Raw genomic sequence first — 25,891 nt, forward strand, 5'->3', positions numbered from 1 at the left:
GGCGTCAGGCTCCCCCGACCGCGGCGGTCATGAGGCGGCCCCAGGCGCCGAGCTGGGTCTCGATCACGGTCTGGTCGGCCTGGACCGACACGTCGGCGGCATCCGACGGCACGAAGGCGACGGAGGCCTCGAAGGGGCCGAGCTTGCCCGCCACCGCCTCGAGGAGGTCGGCCGGGCCGCTCACCCGGACGGGCGCGCGCACGTCGCCGAGGATGCGGGCGAGGCTCCGGGCGAGTTCGTCGACGGCCTGGCGCCGCAGCGCCTCGGTCAGCACCGGCACCAGCAGATGGCCGATGCGGTCGGTCAGACCGGCCCCGAGCGCCTGGAGCGCCTCGGCGAAGCCGGCCGCGAGGCGGTCGCCCTCGTCGGCGCACCAAGCCTGGCGCATCTCGACGAGGCGGGCGTCGTAATCGGCCTGCAGGCAGGCGAGGACCGAGGCGGTCTCGGCCGCCGCCTCGGCCCGGCCGAGGTCGCGCCCGCGCGCCAGGCCCCTGGCCTCGGCGTCGCGCAGCAGCGTCTCGCGGTCCTCGGGCGGGGCCGCGGGCTTGCGCAGCAGAGCCGCGAGGCCGTCGACGGGCCGGGGTGCCGGGGCGGCGGGCGGCCGGGCCGCCGGGGCGGTGCGCGCCGGCGCCACGGCGTCGGAGAAGTCGGGCAGGAAGCGGGCGATCGCGCCGGCCATCACGCGGCCTCACGCAGGAGCCAGCGCTTCAGGATCTCGGCGGCCTGGGCCTCGTCGGCTTCGATCATCTGCTCGAGTCTCTTCTGCGGCGAGCGGTTCAGCTTGTCGGCGAGGTCTTCGATCATGGCGCCGACCGGGTTCGAGGCGGGGGCCGCGAGGCTCGCCACGGCGGCCGAACCCGCGGCCGGCTGGGCGCCGGGTCCCGCCAGCGCGGCGTTCGGCGCGGCATCCGCCAGGGCCTGGATCTCGGCGGCGGCGGCGAGCGCCCGCGCCTCCTCCTGCTGTGCGGCGGGGATCTCCAGGATCGCCCGCATGGCCGGGCGCAGCCCGAACCAGATCAGCAGGCCGGCCACGAGCAGGATGGTGCCGGCGTTGATCAGGGTCGCCGACTGGCGCATCAGCACGTCGGTGAGGCTCAGGGGCGCCACCGGCTCCAGAGGCTGCCCGTCATTGACGAAGCCGACGGCCGCGACCTTCACGTTGTCGCCGCGCTCCTTGTTGAAGCCGGCGGCCGAGCCGACGAGCTGCTCGATCTCGGCGACCTGGGCGTCGATGGCGGCCTTGCTGGCATCCGGCCCGGCCAGTGCCGTGAGGCGGGCGCGGTTGACCAGCACCGCCACCGAGATGTGCTTGATGTTGTAGCCGTCGCTCACCGTCTGGATCGTCTTCGAGGAGATCTCGTAGTTGGTGAGGTCCTCGCGCTTCTGGGTCTCGTTGCTGGCCGAGTCGTTGCCGTCCGAGCGGGCGCGCTGGTCCGGCAGGTTCGCCTGCGCGGTGGTCGGGCGCTGCGCGGCGTTGCGGTTCTGCGAGTTCTCGGTCTCGCGCACGGCGCGGGTGGAGCGCTCGACGCGCTGGTCGGGGTTGAAGATAGTCTCGTTCTGTACCGTCTTGTCGGTGTTCAGGCGCGCCGCGACGCTGACCTCGAAGTTACCGACACCGAGATAGGGGGTCAGCGTCCGGCGGATATTGTCCTGCACCTCGTGACCGATGGTCTTCTCCAGGGTCGCCATCTTGCCGGTGGGGACGGCGTTGGCGTCGTCGCCCGAGAGCAGCAGCGATCCGTCCGAGCCGATCACGGTGACGCGGTCGGGCTTCATGCCGGGCACCGCGGAGGCGACGAGGTGGCGGATCGACTGGGCGCCGCTGACGTCGTCGGCCGGTTCGGTGCGCACCACGACGGAGGCCGAGGGGGGCTGCTGGTCGCGGCGGAACGAGCCCCGGTCGGGCAGCACGATGTGGACGCGGGCGGCCTTCACGCCCTTCATGCCCTGGATGGTGCGGGCGATCTCGCCCTCGAGGGCGCGCACCCGGGTCACCTCCTGCATGAACGAGGTCATGCCGAGGGAGCCGAGATCGTTGAACAGCTCGTAGCCGGATTTGGCGCTCTGCGGCAGGCCCTTCTCGGCCAGCAGCATGCGGGCCTGGGCGGTGTGCCCGTAGGCGACGAGCACCGCGGCGCCGTCGGCGCTGACGTCGAACGGAATGTTGGCGTCTTTCAGGACGCTGCCGATGCGGCCGACATCCTCGCGGCTGAGGCCCGTATAGAGCGGCTCCTGGGCCGGGCGGCTCAGGTAATAGGCGCCGAGGCCGACGGCGAGGAACACCACCACGCCGATCAGCGACAGGGCGGCGATGCGCCGTCCGCCGAGCGCGAGGATGTTGTTCCAGAGCCGTTCGGCGTGCTGAAGACCGGACATTCGGTGGGCTGCTCCGCTTCGGATCCGCGATCCGATAGCGTCCTGTCGCCCGCCAGCCTTGCGCGGAGATTGCGTCGCGGAGATCGCGTCGCAGCGCCATCGGGGCCGTCCGAACCCGACCCGGACCGGCCATCGGTCCGGAATGCGGTGCGCTCACGCACATCGACGGCGCTGCGCTTCATCCCCGTCAGGTCATCGATATCTTTGTCATAGACATCCGACTCCATGCCCGGCTAACCTCTGCATCGCCGACACAAATCGCAAGGTTATGTGGCGATCAGAACCGAACTTTGACGACTGGAATACGATTCGAAAACGCATGATTTCATGTGCAAAGAGGGGGCTTTGCATATCATTGGTCGGCATAAACCAAATCATAGGCTGAGATTTTCTCACAATATGGTCTGAATACAGCCGACGTTCAGCGGGATGTGCGCCATCGATATTCGGCGCCCGCCGCTTTCGTCAGGTATAGGCAAGATGATCAAGCCGGCTCTGCGCGATCTCGGATGTGTCGAGACAGAAACGATCCCTGGCAGATCGAGACCTCGTCCAGCACCTGCCGTCTATGTCGGCGCCCCCAGTCACGCGCAGGCGGCGGCCACGCCGGCGATGCCCCCGGCCCGTCAGGCCGCGCAGCTGGTTTCCCCGCTGATCCGACCCGGTCTGCTGGCGGATCGCTGGTTTGACACCGTATTCCGCCGCGTCTCGGAACGGCGAAGCGTCCGGGCGGCCCGCTTCGAGTACATCGAGCGCGGCTTCGGCGAGGATCTGATCGCCGAGATCGATCCGGCCCGGCTCAAGCGTCGCCTGATCGACGTCGTCTCGGACGGTCGCGACCACGTTCGCCTGTCGCACTGGTTCCTCGACGGAGCCGAGTGGACCTCGGCCCTCGTGCCTCTGGAACCCTCCGAAGTCCACCTGGAGATGGACGCGATCTTTCAGCCGGAAGACCGCCTGCATCAGACGGTCGCGTACCAGCAGCTTCTCGCGGTCGCGGCGCTCGGGCGCCCCCAGATCCACAATGGCGTCCGTCTCGCGACGCCGGAACTGATCCGGGATTATTTCCAACATTACCGGACTCTGCGACAGAGCATCGAGCATCACGGATTTCTGCCACGCCAGCACGTGTCGCGTGAGATCGCCGGCGCCTTCGCCAGCACCAGCGTCCGGAGCGGCCGGGCCGAGCTGAAGGAACGCGAGGTCAGCGTCGCCATCGCGGCCGATGGCGAACTCGTCCGCATCGTCGGAGGGCACCATCGAACCGCCATCGCGCAGCGCCTGGGCCTGCGGCGCATGCCGGTGCAGATCCGCCTGGTGCACACCCAGTGGCTGGCCCAGCAGGTCCGTCGCACGCGCCTTGCGCCGGCAAAGGCGCTACGAGCCGGAATCCGAGACCTGAAACACGCGGTCTGGCTTCTGGCGGTGCTGTGTCAACGCTTCATCGATGAAGGCGGCGCGTCGGCTGCCGTAATCCTCTGAGGCCGCCGGCAGGGCCGGTCGATACCACCTCCGCCACGGGGCCGAGGGGCTGCGAGCCACGCCCTCGAATTTGTCAGGGATTCGTGGAAACCGGATGTCCCGACCCGACAAACGACGAAAGACACCAGAGTCCGGCTGGTTCGGAATGAACCGGACAGATCCTAGAAGAACGACCGGACCAGGCCTCCGACCAGCATGTTCCAGCCGTCGATCAGGATGAAGAACAGCACCTTGAACGGCAGCGAGATCACGGTCGGCGGCAGCATCATCATGCCCATCGACATGATGATGGTCGACACGATCATGTCGATGACGAGGAACGGCAGCGCGATCAGGAAGCCGATCTCGAAGCCGCGGCGCAGTTCCGAGATCATGAAGGCCGGGATCAGGATGCGCAGGTCGACCTTCTCGCCGCCCTCGGCGCGGGGGATGTTGCGGCTGGCCAGATCGGTGAAGGTCTGCAGATCCTTCGGCCGGACATGCTGGGTCATGAACTCGCGGAACGGCTCGACCAGCTTCGGGATCGCCTCCTCCTCGGAGATGCGGTTCTCGGTGAGCGGCTTCAGGCCCTCGTTCCAGGCCCGGTCGAAGGTCGGCGCCATCACGTAGAACGTCATGAACAGCGACAGGCTGACCAGGAAGATGTTGGCCGGCGTGCTCTGGAGGCCGAGGCCCGAGCGCAGGAACGAGAACGCGATGGCGAAGCGCGTGAAGCTCGTCACCATCACGAGGAGGCCCGGGGCCAGCGACAGCACGGTGAGCAGGGCCACGAGCTGCAGGATGCGCCCGCTCGCCGCGCCGTTGCCGGCCGGCAGCAGCGCATCGAGCGCCGGCAGCCCCGTGGCGGACTGGGCGAGTGCCGGCTCGGCCAGGACGAGGCCGGAAGCGAGGACGAGGCCTGCCGTGATGAGCGGTTTCATGAGGACCGGTTTCATGAGGACAAAAGTCTTGGGGCTTCCGACCGGTCGCGTCGCGGATTGCGCCTCGGCGCGTCCGGCAGGGCGGGGGCGACTGAATTCCCGCACCTCCGAAGAAGCGAACCGCGATCGGAAATCGGATGATGGCGGGCAGCCGCGGATGGGCGTGAGGCACCACGGGACCTCCTCTCCTGAAAGAAGAGGGACCCGCGCAACCCGCGCGTTCCGGGAAGGCCGTGGCGGCTGGGGAGAGACCACCGGCCGGGGATGGAGGATATCGCAGCCATGGCGCGCCCTACTGCACCACCAGCGTCTCGACGATCAGTTCGCGCACCTGTCCCTTGGTGCGAAGCGCCACGCGCTCGTTGAGGTCCTCGCGCAGGTGCAGGAGGCCGCTGGGGCCCTCGATCTGCTTGGTCGTGACGGTGCGCAGATAGGCGACGATATCGGAGCGGATCTCCGCCAGGGCGAGGTCGGGGTTCGGCACGGCGCCGGTCTTGAACACCACCGAGGATTCGAGCCGGATCCAGGCCTCGGTGGTGTCGGCGAGGCTCGTCACCACCGAACCGACGCTGCGCAGCGCCACGTCGCCGGTGTATTTCAACACCTTGACCGCCTTGTCCTCCTCGTCCTTCTTCTTCACGTCCACCGCCTTCTCGACGGTGGAGAGGAGGTACATGCCGAGACCGCCGCCGGTGCCGATGGCGACGAGGCTGGTGAGCGCGAGGGCCGCGATCCAGCCCTTGCCGCCGCCCGCCTTCGCGTCGGTCTTGTCGTCCGCCTTGGCCGCCATGGCTCGGGTCCCGCCTTCCGGTTCGTCGAACGGCGCCTCAGAACGGCGCCAGGGTCTCGAAGACCTGCTGGCCGAAGGTCGGCGCCTGCACGTCGGTGATGCGGCCGCGGCCACCGTAGGAGATGCGCGCCTCGGCGATCTTGTCGTACTCGATGGTGTTCTTGCGCGAGATGTCACGCGGCCGGACGATGCCCGCCACGGTGAGCACGCGGACCTCGTTGTTGACCCGCACCTCCTGCGAGCCGCTGATGACCACGTTGCCGTTGGGCATCTGCTCGGTGACCACGGCGGCGACCTGCAGGCGCAGCACCTCGGAGCGGTCGATGTTGCCCGCGCCCTTGGTCTCGGTCGAGGAGCGGATGCCGGTATCGGCGGTGGCCGTGTCCTTGAGGGCCGAGACGCCGTAGCCGAAATCGAAGCCGAGGCCGGACTTCTGACTGCGCGAGCGGTCGCTCGAATTGCCGAACTGCGCCTTGTCGTCGATGAGGATCGAGACCGTGATGACGTCGCCGACATTGCGGGCGCGGGGATCCTGGAACATCTCGGCGCTGCCCGGCGCCCAGGTCGAGTGGTAGGTGCGCCGCCCGAGGGAGCCGTAGGTGGTGGGCAGCGCCTCGCGCGGCGGCTGCAGGCCGGTGCCGATCGGGGTCAGCAGCGGCGGCTGTCCCATCCGGTCCATCGGCGTGTTGCAGGCGCCGAGAGCCGGCGCCAGGAGCGCCAGGGCCAGACCGGCCCGAAGGGTGTTGCGGGACATCAGGATTTCTCGCTCTCGCGGGCCTTCTTGCCCATCTCGGTCATCATGCGGGCCAGCTGCGCGGCGCGGGCCGCCTCCATCTCGCTCAGGATGGCGCTGGCGGTGCGGGCGTTGAGCTTGGTCAGGATCGCGGCGGCCGACTCGTCCGGCATGTTGGCGAGCTGGAGCGCGGCGGCATCCGCCCGCATCTTGGTGTAGATCGCCACCACGCCCTCGTCGGCCTTGGCCAGGAAGGCGTTGCGCCGGGTGAGCCAGGCCTCGTACTCGGCGCGCTTGGCCTCGAGCTGGGCGATGCGCTCCTCGACCTGCTTCTCGAGCACCGCGAGCTGCTCCTTCTGCCAGGCGAAGCGGGCATCGGCGGCGGCATCCGCGATGCTGGCGCAATAGGCCGGCGGCTTGGGTGCGGGCCGTACCGGCTCCGGCGCGGCCTCGGGCGCCCGGACCTCGGCGACCTGGGCGGACTCGATGGGCTTCGACGGCTCGGCGGGTTTGGCGCCCTCGGCCTTCGGGTCGATCGCCCCGGTCGTCTCGATGATCCGGGTGTCGACGATCCGGGCCTCGACCGGCTTGATCGCGACAGAAGGCTTCGGCTGCGCCGGCTTGAACGGGCCGGGGTTCAGGCCCGAGATGGCGGGCTTGGCGCCCTCCAGCGCCCGGGCCGGGCCGAGCCCGAACGAGGCGACCGCCAGGGCGCCGAGGCACACGAGCAGGCGCAGGGCCATCGGGACCAATCCGCCGGGTGGTCCCATCGGGGTCCGGGCCGGCTCGCCCGCCGGCGACAGGGCGTTGCCGGCGCTCATTGCACCACCAGCTCCGCCTGGAGGGCTCCGGAGGTCTTCACCGCCTGGAGGATCGAGATGATGTCGCTGGGCTTGAGCCCGACATTGTTGAGCCCGCGCACCAGGGTCTGGAGATCCGAGCCGCCGATGATCGCCATCCGGCCCGGCTGCTCGTTGACCGCCACCTCGGTGCGCGGCACCACGGCGGTCTGTCCGTTTGAGAAGGGGGCGGGCTGCGAGACCTCGGGCGCCTCGGTGACCCGCACGGTGAGGTTGCCGTGGGTCACCGCCACCGTGGAGATCTGAACGTTGCGGCCGATCACCACCGTGCCGGTGCGCTGGTCGACGACGACGCGGGCCGGGGTGTCGGGATTGACGGTGAGGTCGCCGATCTCGGCCACGAAGCGGGTCTGGGCGATGTTGCTCGGGCGCTGCAGGGCGATGGCGCGCTGGTCGCGCGGCGCGGCCACCCGGCGGTGGAAGCGGGCGAGCGCGTAGGCGTTGATGGCGTCGGCCACCATGGTGGCGGTCTTGAAATCGGGGTTCTTCAGCTCGAACACCAGTTCGGGCAGATCGCGAAAGGTGCCCGGCACCTCGCGCTCGATCAGGGCGCCGTTGGGGATGCGGCCGGCGGTCGGCACGCCCTGCGTCACCGTCTCGGCCTGACCGCCGACGCTGAAGCCCGAGACCGCCAGCGGCCCCTGCGCGGCGGCGTAGGTCAGGCTGTCGCCGCCCATCAGGGGCGTCATCAACAGGGTGCCGCCCTTGAGCGAGGTGGCGTCGCCGAGCGAGGTCACGGTGACGTCGATGCGCGAGCCGGTGCCGGTGTAGGGCGGCAGGTCGGCGGTCACCATCACGGCGGCGACGTTGCGGGTGCGCAGGCGGGCGTCGCGCACGTTGATGCCCATGCGGTCGAGCATCGATTGCAGCGACTGCTCGGTGAACTGGGCGTTGCGCAGGGTGTCGCCGGTGCCCTGCAGGCCGGTGACGAGGCCGTAGCCCACGAGCTGGTTGTCGCGCACGCCCTTCAGGGTGGCGATGTCCTTGATCCGGGTCCCCGCCGCGGTGGCGGGCGCGGGCAGGCACAGGAGCATCGCCGCGATCAGCGCCAGAACGCGGCGCATCAGCGGTCCCCGGTCCGGATTCGGCCGTCGGCCATCACGGTGCCGAGCACGATGCGGTTGGTGTCGGTGTTGCGCACCCGGATGACGTCGCCGAGGCCGCCGTTCTGGAGCGGCGCGCCGACGGCGGTGATGAGCAGGCCGTGCTCCTCGAACACGATCTGGGTCGGCGTGCCCCGGCTTACGAGGCGCGGGTCGTCGACGGCGTTGACCGGCACCGGCTCGCCGGGCAGCAGCATCCGCTTGGCGATGCGGCCGGTGATCGCCAGCGGCGCGTCGACCACGGCGGTGCGGGCCCGGAAGTTCTCGGGGTAGGCCTGCATCCGCAGCATCGTCTCCTTGATGGTGTCGCCGGGATAGATCGTCACCGTGGGGACCGGCAGCATCAGGTCCGCGGCCGAAGCCGAGCCGGCGAGGAGACCCAGCCCGGCGGCGAGGGCCGCGCGGCGCCCGGTGCGCTTGAGAAAACCCATGACGTGGTCGCGCCCTTGAAAGCTGGCCCGGTGGAGCGGCCGCCGGCCGCGCCGGGAGGCCGGAGCCCCCCGACGCCGCGGCGTCGGTGTGAAGGTCGGTGGTGCAGGCGCCGGAGGGCGCCTAGCGGATGCCCTTGGAGACCGTGCCGGCCATCTCGTCGGCGGCCTGGATCACCTTCGAGTTCATCTCGAAGGCGCGCTGGGCCGTGATCATGTTGGTGATCTCCTTGACGGGATCGACGTTCGAGCTTTCGAGGTAGCCCTGCTGCAGCTTGCCGAAGCTCGGATCGCCGGGCACGCCGGTGACCGGCGCGCCGGAGGCGCCGGTCTCGCGGTAGAGGCCGTTGCCCAGGGGCTCCAGGCCGGCATCGTTGGCGAAGTTGGCGAGCGTGATCTGGCCGAGGTTCTGCGGCTGCACCTGCCCGTCGACCTTGGCGAAGACCTGGCCCGACAGGTTGATCACCACGTCGACCGCCCCGTTGGGGATGAGGATCGCCGGGTCGAGGGCATAGCCCTCCAGGGTCACGATCTGGCCGGCATTGTTGCGGTTGAACGCGCCGGCGCGGGTGTAGTTGATCTCGCCGTTGGGGTTGGTGATCTGGAAGTAGCCCCGGCCGTTGACCGCGAGGTCGAGCTGGTTGGCGGTGTTGGCGAGCGGCCCCTGCCGGTGCAGGTTGCGGATGGCGGCGGTGCGTACGCCGAGGCCCAGCATGGCGCCCTCCGGCACCGGCTCCTGGCCGGCCTGGTTGGGCACGCCCTGCTGGCGCTCGGCCTGGTAGAGCAGGTCGGTGAACTCGGCCCGCGCGCCCTTGAACCCGGTGGTGTTCAGGTTGGCGATGTTGTTGGCGATGACCTCGAGGTTCATCTGCTGGGCATTCATGCCCGTGGCCGCGATGGCGAGCGCTCTCATGGGTTCACGGTTCCGTCGGGTCGGTGCGGCAGGGGTTTGAAAAAATCAGATGGGCATGCGGCTGAGTTCGAGATAGGCGGCGACCACCTTGTCCCGGACCGCGATGGCGGTCTGCAGGCTCTGCTCGGCCGACATCACCGCCTCGACCACCTGCTGCGTCGAGGCCTTGCCCTGGATGCCCGAGATGGCGGTGGCCTCGCCGGTGCGCAGCGAGGTGCGCAGGCCCCCGGCGAGCTGGGCCATGACGTCGGCGAAATCGGTGCCGGGGGCGGCCGGGGTGGCCGCCGGCATCACCGGGAAGCTGGTCCGCGCCAGGGGCAGCGCAGCCTCGGTGCGGGTGAGGCCGGCGGCCCGGTCGAAGGCGGCGAGCGAGGTGAGGGCTTCGATCATCGCTTGGGTTCAGGTCCTCAGGAGGTCGATGACGCTGGCGACCATGGCGCGAGCCTGCTTGATCACCTGCACGTTGGCTTCGAAGGAGCGGTTGGCCTCGCGGATGTCGGCCATCTCCATCAGGACGTTGACGTTGGGCATCTTGACGTTGCCCTCGGCATCGGCGGCCGGGTTGCCGGGGTCGCGCTCGATCCGGAAGGGCGCGTCGTCGGTGCCGATCCTGCGCAGGGCGACGGTGGGGCCGCCGGCCGCCCGGTCCAGGGCGGAGCGGAAGGTCACGGTCTTGCGCGCATAGGGGTCTGATCCCGGGGCGTCGCCCGTGGACTGGGCGTTGGCCACGTTCTCGGCGGCGATGCGCAGGCGCAGGGACTGCGCCTCCATGCCGGCGGTGGCGAGACGGGTGGAGGCGGCGAGCGGGTCGATCATCAGCTGCCCCGGACCGCCGCCTTGAGCATCCGGTCGAAGGCCTTCACGATGCCCATGTTGAGGTTGTGCTGGCCGCTGACCTCGCCGGCCTTGAGCATCTCCTGCTCCAGGCTGACGGAGCTGCCCGTCGACAGGGCGTCCCAGGCCTCGGCGGCCGCGACCGGCTTCGTCGGGATGCGGCCCTCGCCCGTGGTGACGTGGGCGCTCTGCGTCATGGCCATGCCGGACGCGGCGGTGCGCGCCATCACCTCGGAGAACGGCACCACGTCCCGCGCCTTGTAGTCGGGCGTGTTGGCGTTGGCGACGTTGCTGGCGATGGTCGCCTGCCGCACCCCGAGGTAACGCGCCTGCTGCGAGGCCAAATCGAAAAGATAGACGCCCGTCACGGCTGGCTCCGGTCCCGATCGTTCATGACCGGAGCATTAGGGCGGCTATCTTGTCCGAGGCTGGCGGGGGTGGACGGGCGATTTTCTCAAGGCTCAAAGCCTCGGCTCGGGCCACCCGGCCGTCAGACTCTAAGAGCCTGCGGTAGCTTCGGAAGAGAGGCCTCGCGGGCGACAGCAACCAAGCTTCGACACGGAATCGACCACCCTCTCGGAGGCGGCTGCGTTGCGCGGCTATTTCCCTTTCAGCCAAGCGGCATTGATCCACGATCGCGGCGCAACACGGAGCGAAGAAAACGCTTTCCCGCCGTCGACGTCTGAGAGACGCAGAACCTGTTCGCCGGGAGGGCATACGATCCCTCCCAAGGACCGACCGCCCTACCGGAGATCCGGCTGTTGCTGCGGAGCCAGTGAAAGCATTGCAAAACCCGTTTTCTCAGCAATCAATTTCGCGACACACTTTCCCGACAGAATCGAGCTGCTGTGTTGCGCGCACGGTCTCAAACCTGCGAGCCGTTGGGAAAACGGTCGGTTTTCTGACATTAACCCGCGGACCGTCTAAATCGGTTTGATCCGGAAGCAATAAGAAAACATTCTTGTATTAACGACGTCGTGCTTGCTCAAGACGGACAAGCCTACGCACAACGATGAGAGACATTGCTAGAGCTGCGCGAGGGACACACCTTTCTCGACAAATAACCGAATGAAACCGATTGCCCATACTCCGCGCCCGCGCTTGACGATCAACAAGTTGTTACAAAAGAGCAGGCAAATCCTCGCCTAGAAGAAGATTTTTGATTTGATAACATCGATCCTAAGTATTTTTTACTCGGTTTACCCCCGTGGATCTTTGATAAGCTCGTAAAAATTTCGGATCGATGAGCCGTAGCGATAGGTTCTTCGGCCTAGCAACACTAAGGATCGCATCCCCATGGCAGACACGTTTACGTTCCGCATTTCGGAAGACCGGTTCGAGTATAAAGCTGACGCTGAGTTCGTTGTAAAGATAAACGGAGTGGCATATAGCGATACGCTTACTTCTACATCATCGCATACAGCAGGATTATACCAGGACTTTAGTTTTACGGGCGACTTCAGTAATGCCCAACAGGTTTCGGTTACATTTCTGAATGATATTTCTAACGGTATGGGTGCTGACCGGAACCTATATGTCGATAGTTTTAGCTTTAATGGTAATACCGTGAGCGGCTCAAGCGCTTCGTATACGAATGGTGCGCCGTCTTTCGGAAGCACAGGTCTTTATAAGACGTTCGATACAGCAGCGTTCAACGTCAATGGGCATGCGGGCAACACCGAAGTCGGTACGTATACGTCTGAGGGTGTGCACCGCTTCTTCAACACGAAGACCGGCGGGCATTTCTTCACGATCTCTGACGCGGAAGATGCACAGGTGCTAGCTACCCGTCCTGATCTGCGGCCCGAAGGAATTGGCTTTGGTGGATTTGCCACGGACCAAGGTGCGGCGACGGAGGAGGTATACCGCTTTTTCAACACCAAAACCGGTGGTCACTTCTTCACGACTTCGGAGGGCGAGCGTGACGAAGTGATCGCCACCAACCGTGACTACAAACTGGAAGGCGTGGGCTTCTACGACTTTGCGGTCGATCAAGGCGCTGCAACGGAGGAAGTGTACCGCTTTTTCAACACGAAGACTGGTGGACACTTCTTCACCGCCTCTGAAGGCGAGCGCGATCAAGTGATCGCTACCAATCATGACTACAAATTTGAAGGTATTGCTTTCTACGCTCCGGAACATGCAGGTACATTTGTAGTTTAAACTCGGCACGACACCAATCAGTCGAATAAACGTCCCGCGAGCGTGACGGCAGATATCTCGCTGCCGTCACGCTTGTGCAGGTCGGCATGGAGAGCCACGCTAGCGAGAGCGAGCTAGTCTTTGCGGACAGCCCCGTACCGGCCCGACCGTGTTGCGTTCAGAACCAAACTTATGATTTCCAATCAGCTTTTCCTAACGGGTTTGAGCGTCAGGTTTACGGTCGTTTGATCGAACCCAAACGTATTCCCGACGGGTGCACGCAATCGCTCATCCGCCGCCCGCTAGGGCAGCTCGGTTCACGCCGGGGCAGCAAGCGACCCTTGGCGTCGTAGCCAACGAGCGGGAATATTTGCGTAACTCCAAATAATCGTTGACGCGAGAATTTATGTGGTTACACATAAGCAATGGTGGAGACCTTCCACCCCGCGAAAAGAGATAAGGCGTTGACCGAGCGCGGCCGCGATTTCGCGCTGGCATCCGAGGTGTTTGCCAGCTCCCTCGTCACCGTCCTCGACGACCGACAGGAATACGGCGAGGAACGCCTCGTCACGGTCGGCCTGCTGATCGGCCGGATGGTGGTGGTGTGCTGGACGCCGCGCGGCGAGGATCGCCATGTTTTTTCGATGAGGAAGGCCAATGATCGCGAGCAAAAGAAGTACGCTTCGCTCCTCCGTTAGGGGGATTGGGGCAACCGACCTCGCCAGGGTGGACTCTCACGAGATCACCGCCGAAGAGTACGATGAGATTCCGGAGCTGACTGACGAGATGATGAGCCGGGCCGTGCCCGGCGACGGCGTCGAGTTGCTCAAGCGGGGTCGCGGCCGGCCGCCTTCCGACAGCCCTAAGCGACAGGTCACATTGCGCCTGGACGGAGATTTGGTCGAGGCGATGCGGGCGAGTGGGCCGGGTTGGCAGACCCGCGCGAACGACGCCCTGCGCAAGCGGTTCAAGGCGTAGTGGCTCGCTCTTCGCCGCGGCAAACATCCGGCTAGGACAACAGACCCGATGGCGATCATCGAAGCCGAGGCCATGTGGGAGACGCAAGGCCCAGACGAGTAGAGAAAACGACCGTTTGTTCCGCCTACCAGATGCTGATTCATTCAATGCCACAGCGGGCGGATACGCACCGGATTACGCCTGCCTTGTGATCGTACAGCCTCGCAGCTTTGATGAGTTGTGGCCCGCTAAACCCCTCACTTCACCTCAGGGCAGGTGCTTGCCTTGATCCCATCGCATCATCCCGCCCGAAACACCGCACAGCGTCACGGCGTCGGACAATCGCTTGCGCTGAAAATCTGACCCGATGGGGACGGCGATCTCTCTTGCAGGTCACCCTGCTTGACACAGCGTGGCCCCACCCCCTCAGTGGCCCTATCGCACCGTCACCGGGGCGCCACAGAACAACAAATCGGCCCCCTCTGTTCCGCACCCCACGCCCCACTGTGCCGATGTCCCCTCCCCCCGTCTCCGTCCGGTCCGCCCCGTGAGCGAGGCGCGCGTGCCCGGCCTTCGGGTCCTGCTGCCCGACGCGGCCCGCTATGCCGGCGGGGCGAGCGTCGGGCCGGAGGAGAACGCGCACTGGGTTCCGGCCAAGAACCGCTGGTCGCGGGTGGTGCTGCCCTTCGGGGGGCTGGTGCCGGAGGCGTGGTGCCATCTCGGCTTCCAGCTCGGCTGGGCGCCGGAGGAGACCGCCGGCTCGGCCCTCGACTTCGCCCTGGTGGGGATCGATTTCCTGGCCGAGGACGGGTCGAGCCTCGATTTCGACCACGTGCCCGGGCTCGACCGGACGCTGCTCGATCCGCACGGCACCTGGATCGCCGGCCCCGCCACCCTGCCGCCGGAGATGCAGGGCGCGCGGGCCGGGCGCATCCACCTCGCCTTCCGGGTCCCGGCCCCGGCCACCCGCCTCACCGTCACCCTCCGCTCCTGGCGCAACAGCGCGCCCTTCACGGTCTCGGAGGCCAGCCTCGCCCAGGGGCCGCAGCTGGCGCCCTCGCCGGCCCTGATCCCCCGGGTGCGGCACCGGCTCGGGCCGGAGCCGGCCTGGATCGACCACGCCCTGGTGCCGGGCGGCGGCCTCGTTTTGCGCGGCCAGCTCTACACGCCGCATCCCGGCGCCCACGCCGCCCTGGCGCGCATCGTCTACCGCGACCGCCAGGGCGCGGATCTGGCGCCGCCCTATCCCGGAACGATCTCGGTGCCGGGGCTCGGGGCGCTGATCGACCTCTCCGCCCACCAGCAGGCCCGGCGCTTCACCCTGGAGCTGCAGCCCCCCGCCGGGGCGGCGCGGGTCTCGGTCGGCTTCGCCACCTGGGAGGCGGACGGGCCGGCGGTGGAACTCCTCGCCCCGCCGGAGGTGGCGCTGGAGGATCGCCTGCGGCTGGAGAGCCTGGGCGCCGACGACCTTCTCGGCCCGACCGACTTTCTCGCCCGTCTGGCCGAGCGCCTGTCGCTGCCCGGCGCCGCCTTCGCGGGCTGGTGCCCGCAGCCCGAGGCGGTGGCGGCCCTGCCCCCGGTGCTCGCCCGCGCCCGCGCGATCCAGCGCGGCGAGGGCCATCGCGCCCTCGGCCTCGACCGGGCGCTGCGCCTCGCCGGCCATCCGGCCTGGACCGTGCCGGAGGCGCCGGACTGGCGCGAGGACCCGTTCCGCTCGGTGCCCTGGCGCCTCGAGTACCAGTCGCTGGCCTGGCTCGGCGCCCTCGCCGAGGCGCCCGGCGGCGGCGGTGCCGCCCTGGCGCTCGCCCTGTCCTGGTCGCGGGCCAACCCCTGGGGCGCGCCCACCGACGGCCTCGCCCTGCATCCGGCGGCGCTGGCTGCGCGGACCGAGACCTTCGTGCGCCTGCTGGCGCGGGCCGGCAAGCCCGGCGGCCCGGCCGCCCTCACGCTCACCGGCGAGGTGGTGCGCCACGGCTTCGCGCTGGCGGAGATCACCGGGCAGAACACCTTCGGTCGCTCGATCCACCAGATCCAGGCGGCGGCGACGCTATGGCTCGTCGCCCGCGCCCTGCCGCTGCTGCCCCTCGCTGGCCACTGGCTGTCCCTGGCCCGCGCCGCCCTCGACACCGGCCTCGCCCCGCTCCTCGATGCATCGGGCCGGTTCTCCGACCCGTCGCTGCACCAGCGCCTCGAACTCCTGACCCTCCTGCGCGCCCTCGGCCTCGCCCTCGACTCCGACGACGCCGCCGAATCGGCCCTGAAGGACCGCCTCGACCGGGCCGTGGCGGCCGGCCTGCCGAGCCTCGCCGGATTGCTCGATCCGAGCGGTCGGCTGCCGCCGTTCGGGGACGCGCCGCACGGCGAGGATGCGGCCGGCTGGATCGGTCGCCTCGGCGCGGAAGCCGGACGCGCACTCGTCGCCGAACGCTGGTCGGAACCCCCGCGACCTCGACGTGACCGTCCTGGTATACCGCGCGTCGTTTCCGAGCCCGCGACGGGCCGGATCGACCCGATCGCGGGCCTGATCGCGCAGCGCCACGACGCCCCCGGCCGGGGCTGGGGCCACTTCGCCTGCACCTTCGCCAGCCAGGGCCAGGGGCCCGGCCCGGGCCATCGCGACGCCGGTTCCTTCACCTATGCCTGCGAGGGCGTGCGCTGGATCGTGGAGGCCGGCGGCTCGTCCCAGGTCGAGACCGGGGCCGCCCGCCACCACCTGCTCTCGGCCGCCGGGCACAATACGGCGACCCTTCAGCACCGCGAAACCACAGCCGGATCAACGCTTTACCTCGGGGCCGAGCGCCTGATCGGCGCCACCGTCCACCGCCTCGCCACCCAGGGGCACGGGCCGGACATCGCCCATCGCCGGGTCTTCCTGGTGCTCGACGACCTCTCCGGACTCGTGGTGCTGGACCGTTTCACCGGCCCCGGCGGTCCCCTCGCCTTCGAGGCCGCGGCCCACCTGTCGCCCGGAATCCTGGTGGCCCTGGCGGGTCCGCGCCGCGCGATGGCGCAGTCCGGCCGGCATCGCCTCTCCCTGTCTCCGGTGGCGATCACCGGGCGAAGCGCCGGCCTCACCCTCCGCAACGGCTGCAACGCCCATCCCGGCGCCCTCAGGGGCTTCGTCACGGCCGCGTCCGGCGGGCTCCAGCCGACGAGCGTGCTCGGCTATGCCTTTGCGGGCGCCGGCGCGGTCTGCGGTGGCCTCGCCCTGGCGGCCGATGCCGACGCCGACCAGCGGCTCACGGCGTTGCTGGAGGAGGCCGCCTTCGGCCGCCTGCTGTCGGAGGACTGAGCGGCCGCCCCTACGAGCGGACCTCGCGCTTGGCGACGAAGTTGAACTCCTCCACCAGCACGTCCTTCACCACATCCGATCCGAGACGGAGATTGACCTGTTTACGGATCTCGGCAAGGCGCTGGGTGACGTTGTAACGGGACAGCCGTTTGAAATCGATCGCCGGGTCTGTGTAGATTTGCCGGAATGTTTCATCGATCACGAAGGCATTTGGTGGCACCGAAAGCGTATGCATCAGGCGCGCATCGGCCGTGAACACCAAGACGGCAATGATGTATCCCTGCACCTTACCGTCGACCACCATCGGAACATTGATGGGTGCTAGTTTTTGATACTGAAGTCCTTCAAGATACGGCTCGGCCTTCTTGGCGAACAGCCCGGCACCCCAGGTCACGGCGCCGTAGCAGGACAGGATGGTGAGGCCGCAGATCCACAGGCCGGTGACGAGGATGCGCATGACGGGGTGCAGGCCTCAGCGTCGGACGTGGCCGGAATAGGTGCCATCGGATTCGGCATCGCGGAGGGTGTCCGCGACGATGCCGGAGATCTCCTCGACGGCACGCAGATGCAGTCCCACGACGTCCTGGTTGCGCTCCAGGACCCCGCGCAGGCGCAGGAGCTGATCCAACAGCGGCGGCTCGAGCTCGGCAGGATCAAGGCCGCGCGTCAGGCGTGTAAGTTCGAGCAGGCTCTGGCTCTTGCGCCGGTTCACCGCCTCCTGATCGATCGGGCGATGCGCCAGGAGCGCTTCGGTCTCGGCCGCGACGGTCGCTTCGAGGCGCTTCAGGGATGCGAGCAGCATGGTCGTTCAGATCTCGGAGGTCTTGTTGGACAAAGCATTGGAGGGGGCCGCCGGGTGCAGCGGACGGGCCGCCTCAAGCATCTTCGCGATACCGAGGCCGCCGGCCTTGGCCACCTGCGTACCGACCTGATCCGCCAGCATCGATTTCCAGATCCCGCCGGCATTGCCCTTGCCGAAAACGGCGTTGGACTTCGACGGCATCATGGTCTCGACGAACTGGCGCAGAACGAACGCTTCGAACTGCTTGTAGGGATCGCCCGCCTTGCCGGCTCCCGAGACCGCGTTGTCGGTCTGCAGGGCGGTCAGCGTCCCGCGTGCATCGAGGGGCATGTGCACCGAGACGCCGGCCATGCGGTAAGCATCACCGAAGGCCGCAGGATCGGCTCCCGGAGCCGACAGCTTGGCGGCTGCCTCCTGCACGCGGCCCGGATCGGCGGCGCGGGCCACGTCCAGGACGATGTCGGTCGGTGGAGAGATGCTCATGGCGGGCGCCGGTCGGGTTCGAGGGGCCGATTGTTCAGGGGCTTAGACGCCGTGGCTTTCGGCAGGCTTGCGTCGTGGCGGCGATCAGTCCGGGGCGTGGCCGGCGCGGGCGACCATGAGGTCGAGTTGCTCCTGCAGAGCGTGCTGCTCGCGCTCGTGGGTGCGGAGCTTCGCGAGGCTTTCGGCCTGCCGCGCGGTGCGCTTTTCGGCGAGGCCCCGGGCGCGCAGTATTTCAGACAGTCGCGTCGAGGTCGCGGCGATTTCGGTCGCCTCGCTGGCGAGACCGCGCAGGCGACGGGACGCGGCGTCCAGGAACAGGCCCTGCATGGTCTCGCCGGCGAGTGTCGTCAGCAGGGCGGCCCGGTCGGCCTCGATCCTGGCGGCCTTCGCGCGGGCGTCGGCGAGATCGCGCTCGGCGAGGCTCCGCATCTGCTCCTGGACCTTGAGTAGGCGCTGGGCGCGGACGAGGCGAAGGCGGGTGGTCATGGTCTCAGCCCCGGCGCAGGTAGTCGAAGTAGCCCATCACGAACTGCATTAGGAATTCGTTGCTGATCAGGTACAGCAGCATCAGCCCCCCTGCCATGATGAACGGCGTGGCGATGAAGTAGACCGGGATCTGCGGCACGAGCTTGTTGATGAATCCGGCCGCGAGATTCACCGCCACCGCGTAGACGAGGAACGGCGCGGTGATGCGCAGGCCGAGGACGAAGGCCGTGGTCACCTGATCGACGATGCGCACCAGGGCGACCTGCGAGCCGATACCCTCGCCGGGCGGGATTCGGCCGTAGGAATCGATCAGGCCGCGAAACAGCTCCCAATGCAGGTCGGCGGCGAACAGCAGGGCGGCGGCCGCCATCATGATCATCGCCTCGACGGCCGGCACCGGGTCCATGCCCTCGGCGACGGAGCCCGGCATGCCGCCGAAGCCCACCATGGTGGCGGCGGCGTTCACCACGGTCTCGAGGACCACGTAGTAGATCCGACCGAGGAAGCCGAGGACGAGGCCGGTCAGGCTCTCGGTGACGATCCAGCCGAAGGTCGCGCCGGGATCCTGCGCGGAGAGCTTGCCCTGGAACAGCGGCAGCAGCAGCGGAGTCAGGGCGAGCGAGACCGCGAGCGAGATCAGGAGGCGGACCTGCGCCGGAACGCGGGGGCTGGAGAAGCCCGGGACGACCAGGAGGCAGGCGCCGACGCGGCAGAAGATCAGGAACACACCCAGGAAACTCTCGGGCGCGAACAGACTCGCGGCCGACAGCACCGTCACGAGATCGTCCCGAGGGAGCGGATCTCGACGCCGCGGGCGATCTCCAGGTGCGAGAGCACGGCCAGCGTCGGATAGAGCCGCTCGATGATCATGCGCACGTAGGGGCGGGCGTCCGGCGCGGTGACGAGAGCGAAGTTGCGGGTCTCGCGCATCTGCTTGCGGATGGCTTCGGAGGCCTCGGTGCCGAACTGCTCCACCAAGCGCGGGTCGATGTCGAACTCGATGACCTCGCCCTTGCCGTCGCGCTTCAGGCTCTGGTGGAAGGAAAGGTCCCAGGCGCTCCCCAGGCGCAGCACCGCCAGAACGCCGTTCTCGGCCAGGTCGCCGCAGATCTGCTGGGCGATACGCATGCGGACATGCTCGGCGATCTGCTCGGCCCGGCGGGCATGGGGCGTGATCTCGGCCACCGCCTCCAGGATGAGGTGCAGGTTGCGGATCGACACCCGCTCGGAGAGCAGCAACTTGAGCACCGCCTGCAGGCCCGAATAGGAGATCTGCGACGGGCAGATCTCGTCGAGCAGGCGCTTGTACTCGGGGTCGAGGCGGTCGAGCAGGTTGCGCATGTCCTTGTAGGACAGCAGCGTCGGCAGGTTGTTGCGGATGACTTCGGACAGATGGGTCAGCAGCACGGACGAACCGTCGATGGGTTCGAATCCGCCGCGCCGGACCTCGCCCGCATAGGCGTCGAGCACCCAGCGCGCCTTCATACCGAAGGCGGGTTCCCGCACCTCGTCGCTCGGCACGTCCGGCACCGGCCCGTCGCCCACCACCACGAGCAGTTCACCGGGCCGCAGCTCCTGGGTCGCCACCACGGTGCCGTGGATCAGGATCTGGTAGGATTTCGGCGGCACAGCGAGGCTGTCGGTCAGCTTGATGTCCGGCACCACGAAGCCGTACTGGCGCGCGAACTTGCGGCGCATCTTGGCGACCCGGTGCGACAGTTCGGATTGCCCGCCCTGGATCTGAGCCGAGATCTGGCGTCCGAGGCACAGCTCGATCTCCGGGGTCTTCAGCGATTCCTTGACGGATTCGCGGACCGCGATCTGCTTCTTCTCCTCTTCATCGGCGGTCTTGGCATCGACCAGAGCCTGCTGGGCGGCGAGCCGGCGCGGAATGGCGTAGGCGGTGAAGGCCATCAGCCCGGACAGGACCATGAAGGGCAGGAACGGCAGGCCCGGCACCAGGGCGAACATCGACATCAGCGCCGAAGCGACCCACAGGGCGCGGGGATAGGCGCCGAGCTGGCCGAGCACCGCCTGCTCGGCCGTGCCGCGCGTGCCGCCCTTGGAGACCAGCAGGCCGGCGGCCAGCGAAACGATCAGGGCCGGGATCTGCGAGACGAGGCCGTCGCCGACCGAGAGCTTGGTGAAGACGTCGGCCGCCTGGCCCAGCGGCATGCCGTGGCGGGTGGTGCCGATGATGATGCCGCCGAAGACGTTGACGGCGATGGTGATGAGGGAGGCGATGGCCTCGCCGCGCACGAACTTCGAGGCGCCGTCCATGGAGCCGAAGAAGGCGCTCTCCTCCTCCAGTTCGCGGCGGCGGTGCTGGGCTTCCTTGTCGTCGATGAGCCCGGCATTGAGATCGGCGTCGATCGCCATCTGCTTGCCGGGGATCGCGTCGAGCGTGAAGCGCGCGCCGACTTCCGCGATGCGGGTCGCGCCCTTGGTGATGACGAGGAAGTTCACCGTGATCAGGATCAGGAAGACCACGATGCCGATGACGAAATCGCCGCTCATCACGAACTGTGAGAAGCCCTGGATGACGTGACCGGCCGCCGCCACGCCGTGCTGGCCGTTGGCCAGGATCAGCCGGGTGGTGGCGATGCCGAGCGCCAGCCGCAGCAGGGTGGCAATGAGAAGGACGGTCGGAAAGGCCGAGAACTCGAGCGGCTTCTTGATCCACAGCGCCACCATCAGGATCAGCACCGACAGGGCGATCGAGAAGGCGAGCCCGACATCGAGCAGGATCGCCGGCACCGGCAGGAACAGGATCGCCAGGATGGCGACGATGCCCGCCGCGAAGCCGATGTCCCGCTGGGACCGGCGCTCTCCTGCAATCGTGGCGCTTGCCGCCATGGCGGATACTCAACCCCCGTGAACCGATACGGGCTTGTCGCTGCGCAAGCTTGCGCGAGGATCGCATCAGGGCTGCCACCGTCAGGAACGGGATCTGCGGCTTCCCTCAGAAAGGACGGGGCGAGGGCGGATTGGACACCCCTCCGTGCAAGCGTCCGACCCATCGATCGACCGCATGGTCCCGACAGGGAGACGCATGTGGTCGAGGACAGCGTGAAGGCCGACGATTCCGTTCCGAAGACAACCTCGTGCTAAAGACGGCGCGGGCGTTGCTGAGGCTCGGGACTTCAACCCGGGCCAGCAACATCCGCGTCGCGTCTTCGAAAGTTTCCATCGACCCATGCCCAAGATCAGCTCCACGCTCCTTCTGCTCGGCGCCGTCCTCTTGCCGAGCAGCGCCGTCCTCTTGCCGAGCGGCGCCCTGGCCCAAGCGACGCCGATCCGTGAGTTGCTGAAGCTCTCCTGCACGGGAGACTACCTCGAGCATTGCAGTATGCATCCGCCCGGCGGACCGGAGGTCGAGGCCTGTTTCCGAGAGAACATCCGCAAGCTCTCGCCGGATTGCGCCCAGGCGATCCGGACCTATCAGCGCCAGAAGAAATCGGGCCGTTGAAACCCGGCGTAGACACCAGGATTCTCCCCTGAAGCGGATCGGGATCACGCCGTGTCGCAGGCCGAAGCAGGAGCAGACCCCGTCCGGTTCCGCGATGCCGGCGAGACGGCCCTGGTGGTCGAGTTCGGAGCGCGGGTCGACCCGGAGCTGAATGCCCGGGTGCTCGCCCTGGACGCGGCGCTGGAGGCGGCCCGGAACGCGGATTCGATCCCCGGACTGCGCGAGACGGTGCCGACCTATCGCTCGCTGATGATCCACTACGATCCGTTGGTGCTCGACCGCGACACCCTCCTGGCGCGGGTGACGGCGTTGCTCGACCGGACCGGCGCGGCGCCGCGCATCGGCCGCGACTGGACGCTGCCCTGCTGCTACGATCCGGCCCTCGCGGAGGATATCGAGGCGGTCGCGGACTGGGTCGGGCGGCCGGTGGATGAGGTGGCCAACCTGCACACGGGGGGCACGTACCGGGTTTACATGTACGGCTTCGCGCCCGGCTTCGCCTATCTCGGCGGCCTTCCGGAGGCCCTGGCGATCCCGCGCCGAAGCCATCCGCGTCCACCCCATCCCGCCAGCGCGATCCTGATCGGCGGCGGCCTCGCGGCGGTGGCGACCCTCCCGATGCCTACGGGCTGGTACGTCCTCGGCCGCACCCCCGAACGTCTCTTCTCCGAGGCCCGCCCACGGAGCTTCCTGGTCGAGCCCGGCGACACCCTGCGCTTCGAGGCGATCGACGTCGCCACCTTCGCGGCCCTCGACGCGCGGGCGGCCCGGGGCGAGATCATCGCGCGGGCGGACGGATGATGGCGGAAGCCAGGCTGTGCATCCTCGGCGCGGGCGCGGGGGTCACGCTCCAGGATGCCGGACGCCACGGCGCCCTGCGCTACGGCATCACGCCGGCCGGACCGATGGACCCGCTCGCCCACGCCACGGCCAACCGCGCCCTCGACAATCCCCTCGGCGCCACCGCCATCGAGGTCTCGCTGGGCGGGCTCTCGCTCACGGTCGCGGGAAGTCCGGTCGACATCGCCCTGGCGGGGGGCGACCTGCGCATCGACCTCGACGGACGCCCCCTCCCCGGTTCCGTCGCCCTGACCCTGCGGCCGGAGGCGCGCCTGACCCTGCGGGCGGGGCGAGCCGGGGCCTGGTGCAGCCTCGCGGTCGCGGGCGACATCGCCGTGGCGCCGGTTCTGGGCTCGACCGCGACCCACACCCGGTCGGGCCTCGGCGGCCTGCACGGCCGAGCGCTCCAGGCCGGCGACACCTTGGGGGTGACGCATCCGCGTGCGGGGATCGGCGAGCCGGCACTTCTCGCGGTCCCCTGGCTGGACCGGCCCCCTAAGGTGATCCGCGTCATCCTTGGGCCGCAGGACGACCATTTCGAGGCCGCCACCCTCGCGGCCTTCCTGGCCGGGCCCTGGCGGATCGGCCCGCGCGGCGACCGCATGGCGTGCTTTCTCGAAGGCCCCGCCCTTCCGGCCCGGACCCACGACATCGTCTCCGACGGGATCGCCATGGGGGCCATCCAGGTGCCGGGCTCGGGCGCGCCGCTGGTGCTGATGGCCGACCGCCAGCCCACGGGGGGCTATCCGAAGATCGCCACGGTGATCGGCGCCGATCTCGGCCGCCTCGCCCAGGCGCAGGCGGGCACGCGCCTGCGCTTTGCCGCCGTCGGCGTATCCGAGGCGGTGGCGGCGCGGCGGGCCGAGCGCACGGCGCTGGAGCCGGCCATCGTGCGCACGCCCCTGGTGCGCACCGAGTTCCCCTCGGAATTTCTGCTCGGCACCAACCTCATTGATGGCGTGGTGGGCTAGGATCGCCCCCGCCGAGGAGACGCCGGATGCCGACCATCGATTTGAACGCCGATCTCGGAGAGGGTTTTGGAGCCTATCGCTGCGGCGACGACGCGGCCATGCTCGACCTCGTCACCTCGGCCAATGTCGCCTGCGGGTTCCACGCGGGCGACCCCGGGATCATGGCCGAGACCTTCGCCGGGGCGCGGGCGCGCGGCGTCGCCGTGGGCGCACATCCGGGCTTTCCCGATCTCGCCGGCTTCGGGCGGCGGCCGATGCCGTTCAGCGCGTCCGAGATCGAGCGGCAGGTGGCCTACCAGATCGGCGCCGCCCAGGCGCTGGCGGCCCTGGCCGGGCATCGCCTGACCTACGTCAAGGCGCACGGAGCGCTGGCCAACCGGGCGGCGGCGGAGCGCGATGTGGCCGACGCCATCGCGCGCGCGGTCCGGGCCGTCGATCCCGCCCTCGGGCTCCTGGCCATCGCCCGCACCGCCCAGGTCGCGGCCGGCGAGGCGGCGGGCCTCTCGGTGCATGCCGAAATCTTCGCCGATCGCGGCTATACCGAGGACGGCCAGCTGATCCCGCGCGACCGGCCCGGCGCCCTGATCGCGGAGGCGGCCGTGGCGGCCGAGCGGGTGCTGGCGATGGTCCAGGCGGGCGGCCTCCTCACGGCCGACGGCACGCTGCTGCCGACGCGGATCGACTCCGTCTGCGTCCACGGCGACAGCCCGCATGCGGTGACGATGGCGCGGGCGGTCCGGGCTCGCCTGGACGAGGCCGGGATCGGGCTCGCGGCCTTCGCCTAGAACCCCGTGACGATGCGCCCGTAGGTGGCTTCGGCGAAGGTGTAGATCTGCGCGCCGATGAACGAGCTGGTGACGAGAAGCACCAGCAGGATCACCACGATCTTGGGCACGAAGGTGAGCGTCACCTCCTGGATCTGCGTCAGTGCCTGCAGCAGCGCCACCAGGATGCCGATCAGCATCGCGGCGCCGATCGCCGGGCCGGCCGCGACGATCACGGTCCAGATCGCGGCGCGCACGAGTTCGAGGGCGTCGACCTCGTTCATCCGGTGAGCGGCCTTGTCCTGAGAGTTGCTACGTCGGGCCGTGTCTAACCCGAACGCCGTCAGCGCGACAGCGAGATGCCTTCGGTGAGCAGCACGTCCTGGCCGTTGGTGAGGCGGGCGAGCGCGCCCTCGCTGGTGATCTTCACCGACTGGACTTCGCCGCTGGCGCTTCCGTCGGCGGAGGTGATGGTGCGGCCGATGATCTGGTCGGCCTGCGACAGGAAGCTTGAGGAAAGCAGCGAGTCGAGCTTGGTGTTGGTCTTCGTCGCCTGCTCTACCTGCGAGAAGGTGGCCAGCTCGCTGACATAGGCCGTGGAATCCATCGGCTTGGTCGGGTCCTGGTTCTTCAGCTGCGTCATCAGCAGGGTGAGGAAGGTGTCGGCGTTCATCGAGGCGGCGATGCCCGTCGCCGACTTGGCGGCGGCGGCGGTGGTGGCCGTCTGAGATGTGGCCGGGCTGGTGACGCTGGCGACGCTCATCGGCGGGCCTCCTGGTGTGATGGCCGGATCAGGCCGGATGGACGGGGGATTCGACGGACGAGATCGTCAGCTCCGGGATGACCGCGCCCGCCTGCGGCGCTGGCGCCATCAGGGCGGCCTCCGCCGGGTAGAGGCCGCGGATCAGCTTCAGCGCCTCGATCAACCGGCCGGTCTCGACCAGCTGGCCGGCGCCGACGACGCCCTCCGCGATATCCGGATCGGTGACGGTGGCGAGAATGCCGGCCTGCAGGCTGCGGCACAGGGTGCGGGCGTCATCCGCGTTGGCCGGCTCCATCAGGATCGTCTGGACCGCGAAGTAGAGCTGGCGCAGGGGCGTGGTGGCGGCCTCGGCCTGGAGCACGTGGGTCTCGAGCAGGAAGGTGGCGTCGTTCAGAAGCTCCAGGGAGACCTTCCGGTCGACGCGCAGCACTGCACCGTTCACGTAGACGCGCTCGCCGGCGCGCAGGGACAGGCGCATGGCCC

The 25,891-nt window shown here is 68.6% G+C and carries 29 protein-coding genes and 1 pseudogene; 9 read left to right on the forward strand and 21 right to left on the reverse strand.

The genetic code is table 11. The features are described from left to right. Positions 1 to 4 precede the first annotated feature (4 nt). Complete coding sequence (locus ASF60_RS05070; protein ID WP_056181369.1) at positions 5 to 679, reverse strand: hypothetical protein; 675 nt, start codon at positions 677 to 679, stop codon at positions 5 to 7. After that, positions 679 to 2,376, reverse strand: a complete 1,698-nt coding sequence (fliF, locus tag ASF60_RS05075) for a flagellar basal-body MS-ring/collar protein FliF (protein ID WP_056181372.1) — start codon at positions 2,374 to 2,376, stop codon at positions 679 to 681. The genes ASF60_RS05070 and fliF overlap by 1 nt, the downstream gene beginning before the upstream one ends. Before the next feature lie 612 nt (positions 2,377 to 2,988). On the opposite strand from fliF, the gene ASF60_RS05080 reads away from it, so the two are divergent. After that, a complete protein-coding gene (locus ASF60_RS05080; protein ID WP_056181375.1) occupies positions 2,989 to 3,858 on the forward strand; it encodes a hypothetical protein in 870 nt (289 codons plus the stop codon). Between the two features lie 161 nt (positions 3,859 to 4,019). Here the strand turns inward: ASF60_RS05080 and fliP are convergent, their stop codons facing one another. The 10 genes and pseudogenes from fliP to flgB all read right to left on the reverse strand — a co-directional run bounded on the left by fliP (position 4,020) and on the right by flgB (position 10,807). Beyond that, on the reverse strand, positions 4,020 to 4,778 hold the full coding sequence (gene fliP / locus ASF60_RS05085; protein ID WP_443136731.1) for a flagellar type III secretion system pore protein FliP: 759 nt from the start codon (positions 4,776 to 4,778) through the stop codon (positions 4,020 to 4,022). 292 nt (positions 4,779 to 5,070) lie between these two features. Then, the gene (locus ASF60_RS05090; RefSeq protein WP_056181381.1) at positions 5,071 to 5,568 is read right to left on the reverse strand and encodes a flagellar basal body-associated FliL family protein; all 498 of its coding nucleotides are present in this window, start codon (positions 5,566 to 5,568) and stop codon (positions 5,071 to 5,073) included. A 37-nt stretch (positions 5,569 to 5,605) separates the two neighbouring features. Continuing rightward, positions 5,606 to 6,322 (reverse strand): flagellar basal body L-ring protein FlgH, encoded by a 717-nt coding sequence (gene flgH, locus ASF60_RS05095; RefSeq protein WP_056181384.1) that lies wholly within the window; start codon positions 6,320 to 6,322, stop codon positions 5,606 to 5,608. Further along, positions 6,322 to 6,714: pseudogene (locus ASF60_RS26070) on the reverse strand (MotE family protein); the annotation flags it as partial. The gene flgH and the pseudogene ASF60_RS26070, both read right to left, overlap by 1 nt. Before the next feature lie 404 nt (positions 6,715 to 7,118). Beyond that, positions 7,119 to 8,225, reverse strand: a complete 1,107-nt coding sequence (gene flgI, locus ASF60_RS05105) for a flagellar basal body P-ring protein FlgI (RefSeq protein WP_056181387.1) — start codon at positions 8,223 to 8,225, stop codon at positions 7,119 to 7,121. Further along, complete coding sequence (gene flgA, locus ASF60_RS05110; RefSeq protein WP_056181390.1) at positions 8,225 to 8,695, reverse strand: flagellar basal body P-ring formation chaperone FlgA; 471 nt, start codon at positions 8,693 to 8,695, stop codon at positions 8,225 to 8,227. Before flgA ends, flgI begins: the two co-directional genes overlap by 1 nt. A 121-nt stretch (positions 8,696 to 8,816) precedes the next feature. Further along, positions 8,817 to 9,605: a flagellar basal-body rod protein FlgG gene (flgG, locus tag ASF60_RS05115; protein WP_056181393.1), complete on the reverse strand. Its 789-nt coding sequence runs from the start codon at positions 9,603 to 9,605 to the stop codon at positions 8,817 to 8,819. 45 nt (positions 9,606 to 9,650) lie between these two features. Next, on the reverse strand, positions 9,651 to 9,995 hold the full coding sequence (locus tag ASF60_RS05120) for a flagellar hook-basal body complex protein FliE (protein WP_056181396.1): 345 nt from the start codon (positions 9,993 to 9,995) through the stop codon (positions 9,651 to 9,653). Positions 9,996 to 10,004: 9 nt separating this feature from the next. Further along, positions 10,005 to 10,421 (reverse strand): flagellar basal body rod protein FlgC, encoded by a 417-nt coding sequence (gene flgC / locus ASF60_RS05125; protein WP_056181398.1) that lies wholly within the window; start codon positions 10,419 to 10,421, stop codon positions 10,005 to 10,007. Then, positions 10,421 to 10,807: a flagellar basal body rod protein FlgB gene (gene flgB, locus ASF60_RS05130; protein WP_056181401.1), complete on the reverse strand. Its 387-nt coding sequence runs from the start codon at positions 10,805 to 10,807 to the stop codon at positions 10,421 to 10,423. The genes flgC and flgB overlap by 1 nt, the downstream gene beginning before the upstream one ends. Positions 10,808 to 11,735: 928 nt before the next feature. On the opposite strand from flgB, the gene ASF60_RS23450 reads away from it, so the two are divergent. The 4 genes from ASF60_RS23450 (at position 11,736) to ASF60_RS05150 (ending at position 16,830) form a co-directional block, all read left to right on the forward strand. Next, entirely contained in the window at positions 11,736 to 12,602 is an 867-nt protein-coding gene (locus tag ASF60_RS23450) for a carbohydrate-binding domain-containing protein (protein ID WP_082507756.1), read from the forward strand. A 404-nt stretch (positions 12,603 to 13,006) separates the two neighbouring features. Continuing rightward, entirely contained in the window at positions 13,007 to 13,279 is a 273-nt protein-coding gene (locus ASF60_RS05140; protein WP_056181408.1) for a BrnT family toxin, read from the forward strand. A gap of 28 nt (positions 13,280 to 13,307) precedes the next feature. After that, positions 13,308 to 13,559 (forward strand): BrnA antitoxin family protein, encoded by a 252-nt coding sequence (locus tag ASF60_RS05145; protein ID WP_056181414.1) that lies wholly within the window; start codon positions 13,308 to 13,310, stop codon positions 13,557 to 13,559. 526 nt (positions 13,560 to 14,085) lie between these two features. Continuing rightward, complete coding sequence (locus ASF60_RS05150; RefSeq protein ID WP_156633871.1) at positions 14,086 to 16,830, forward strand: heparinase II/III domain-containing protein; 2,745 nt, start codon at positions 14,086 to 14,088, stop codon at positions 16,828 to 16,830. A 10-nt stretch (positions 16,831 to 16,840) separates the two neighbouring features. On the opposite strand, the gene ASF60_RS05155 is transcribed toward ASF60_RS05150, so the two are convergent. The 6 genes from ASF60_RS05155 to flhA form a co-directional block, all read right to left on the reverse strand. Next, positions 16,841 to 17,287 carry a hypothetical protein gene (locus ASF60_RS05155; protein ID WP_056181417.1) on the reverse strand — a complete coding sequence of 149 codons (447 nt, stop codon included), beginning with the start codon at positions 17,285 to 17,287 and terminating at the stop codon, positions 16,841 to 16,843. A 15-nt stretch (positions 17,288 to 17,302) separates the two neighbouring features. Next, entirely contained in the window at positions 17,303 to 17,632 is a 330-nt protein-coding gene (locus tag ASF60_RS05160) for a hypothetical protein (RefSeq protein ID WP_056181418.1), read from the reverse strand. 6 nt (positions 17,633 to 17,638) lie between these two features. Further along, a complete protein-coding gene (locus tag ASF60_RS05165) occupies positions 17,639 to 18,115 on the reverse strand; it encodes a rod-binding protein (RefSeq protein ID WP_056181421.1) in 477 nt (158 codons plus the stop codon). A gap of 84 nt (positions 18,116 to 18,199) precedes the next feature. Further along, positions 18,200 to 18,601, reverse strand: a complete 402-nt coding sequence (locus ASF60_RS05170) for a hypothetical protein (protein ID WP_056181424.1) — start codon at positions 18,599 to 18,601, stop codon at positions 18,200 to 18,202. Positions 18,602 to 18,605: 4 nt separating this feature from the next. Continuing rightward, positions 18,606 to 19,379 (reverse strand): flagellar biosynthesis protein FliR, encoded by a 774-nt coding sequence (gene fliR, locus ASF60_RS05175; protein WP_244476965.1) that lies wholly within the window; start codon positions 19,377 to 19,379, stop codon positions 18,606 to 18,608. Beyond that, positions 19,376 to 21,457, reverse strand: a complete 2,082-nt coding sequence (gene flhA, locus ASF60_RS05180; protein ID WP_056181430.1) for a flagellar biosynthesis protein FlhA — start codon at positions 21,455 to 21,457, stop codon at positions 19,376 to 19,378. Before flhA ends, fliR begins: the two co-directional genes overlap by 4 nt. 340 nt (positions 21,458 to 21,797) lie before the next feature. Between flhA and ASF60_RS05185 the strand changes: the two genes are divergently transcribed. Genes ASF60_RS05185 through ASF60_RS05200 form a run of 4 tightly spaced genes read left to right on the forward strand, consistent with a single transcriptional unit; the run spans position 21,798 to position 24,666 of the window. Further along, entirely contained in the window at positions 21,798 to 22,070 is a 273-nt protein-coding gene (locus ASF60_RS05185; RefSeq protein WP_244478331.1) for a hypothetical protein, read from the forward strand. Between the two features lie 51 nt (positions 22,071 to 22,121). Continuing rightward, positions 22,122 to 22,871 carry a 5-oxoprolinase subunit B family protein gene (locus tag ASF60_RS05190; RefSeq protein ID WP_056181434.1) on the forward strand — a complete coding sequence of 250 codons (750 nt, stop codon included), beginning with the start codon at positions 22,122 to 22,124 and terminating at the stop codon, positions 22,869 to 22,871. Further along, the gene (locus ASF60_RS05195; RefSeq protein WP_056181437.1) at positions 22,871 to 23,881 is read left to right on the forward strand and encodes a biotin-dependent carboxyltransferase family protein; all 1,011 of its coding nucleotides are present in this window, start codon (positions 22,871 to 22,873) and stop codon (positions 23,879 to 23,881) included. The genes ASF60_RS05190 and ASF60_RS05195 overlap by 1 nt, the downstream gene beginning before the upstream one ends. A 26-nt stretch (positions 23,882 to 23,907) precedes the next feature. Then, positions 23,908 to 24,666 (forward strand): LamB/YcsF family protein, encoded by a 759-nt coding sequence (locus ASF60_RS05200; protein WP_056181440.1) that lies wholly within the window; start codon positions 23,908 to 23,910, stop codon positions 24,664 to 24,666. Here ASF60_RS05200 and ASF60_RS05205 read toward each other — a convergent pair. Genes ASF60_RS05205 through flbT form a run of 3 tightly spaced genes read right to left on the reverse strand, consistent with a single transcriptional unit; the run spans position 24,663 to position 25,886 of the window. Further along, complete coding sequence (locus ASF60_RS05205; protein ID WP_056181443.1) at positions 24,663 to 24,929, reverse strand: flagellar biosynthetic protein FliQ; 267 nt, start codon at positions 24,927 to 24,929, stop codon at positions 24,663 to 24,665. The genes ASF60_RS05200 and ASF60_RS05205 overlap by 4 nt on opposite strands. Before the next feature lie 59 nt (positions 24,930 to 24,988). After that, positions 24,989 to 25,408 carry a flagellar hook assembly protein FlgD gene (flgD, locus tag ASF60_RS05210; RefSeq protein ID WP_056181446.1) on the reverse strand — a complete coding sequence of 140 codons (420 nt, stop codon included), beginning with the start codon at positions 25,406 to 25,408 and terminating at the stop codon, positions 24,989 to 24,991. A 28-nt stretch (positions 25,409 to 25,436) separates the two neighbouring features. Beyond that, positions 25,437 to 25,886 (reverse strand): flagellar biosynthesis repressor FlbT, encoded by a 450-nt coding sequence (flbT, locus tag ASF60_RS05215; protein WP_056181449.1) that lies wholly within the window; start codon positions 25,884 to 25,886, stop codon positions 25,437 to 25,439. Positions 25,887 to 25,891 lie beyond the last annotated feature (5 nt).

Origin of the sequence: Methylobacterium sp. Leaf113 (assembly GCF_001423325.1) — a bacterium.
In the GTDB taxonomy this organism is placed as follows: domain Bacteria; phylum Pseudomonadota; class Alphaproteobacteria; order Rhizobiales; family Beijerinckiaceae; genus Methylobacterium.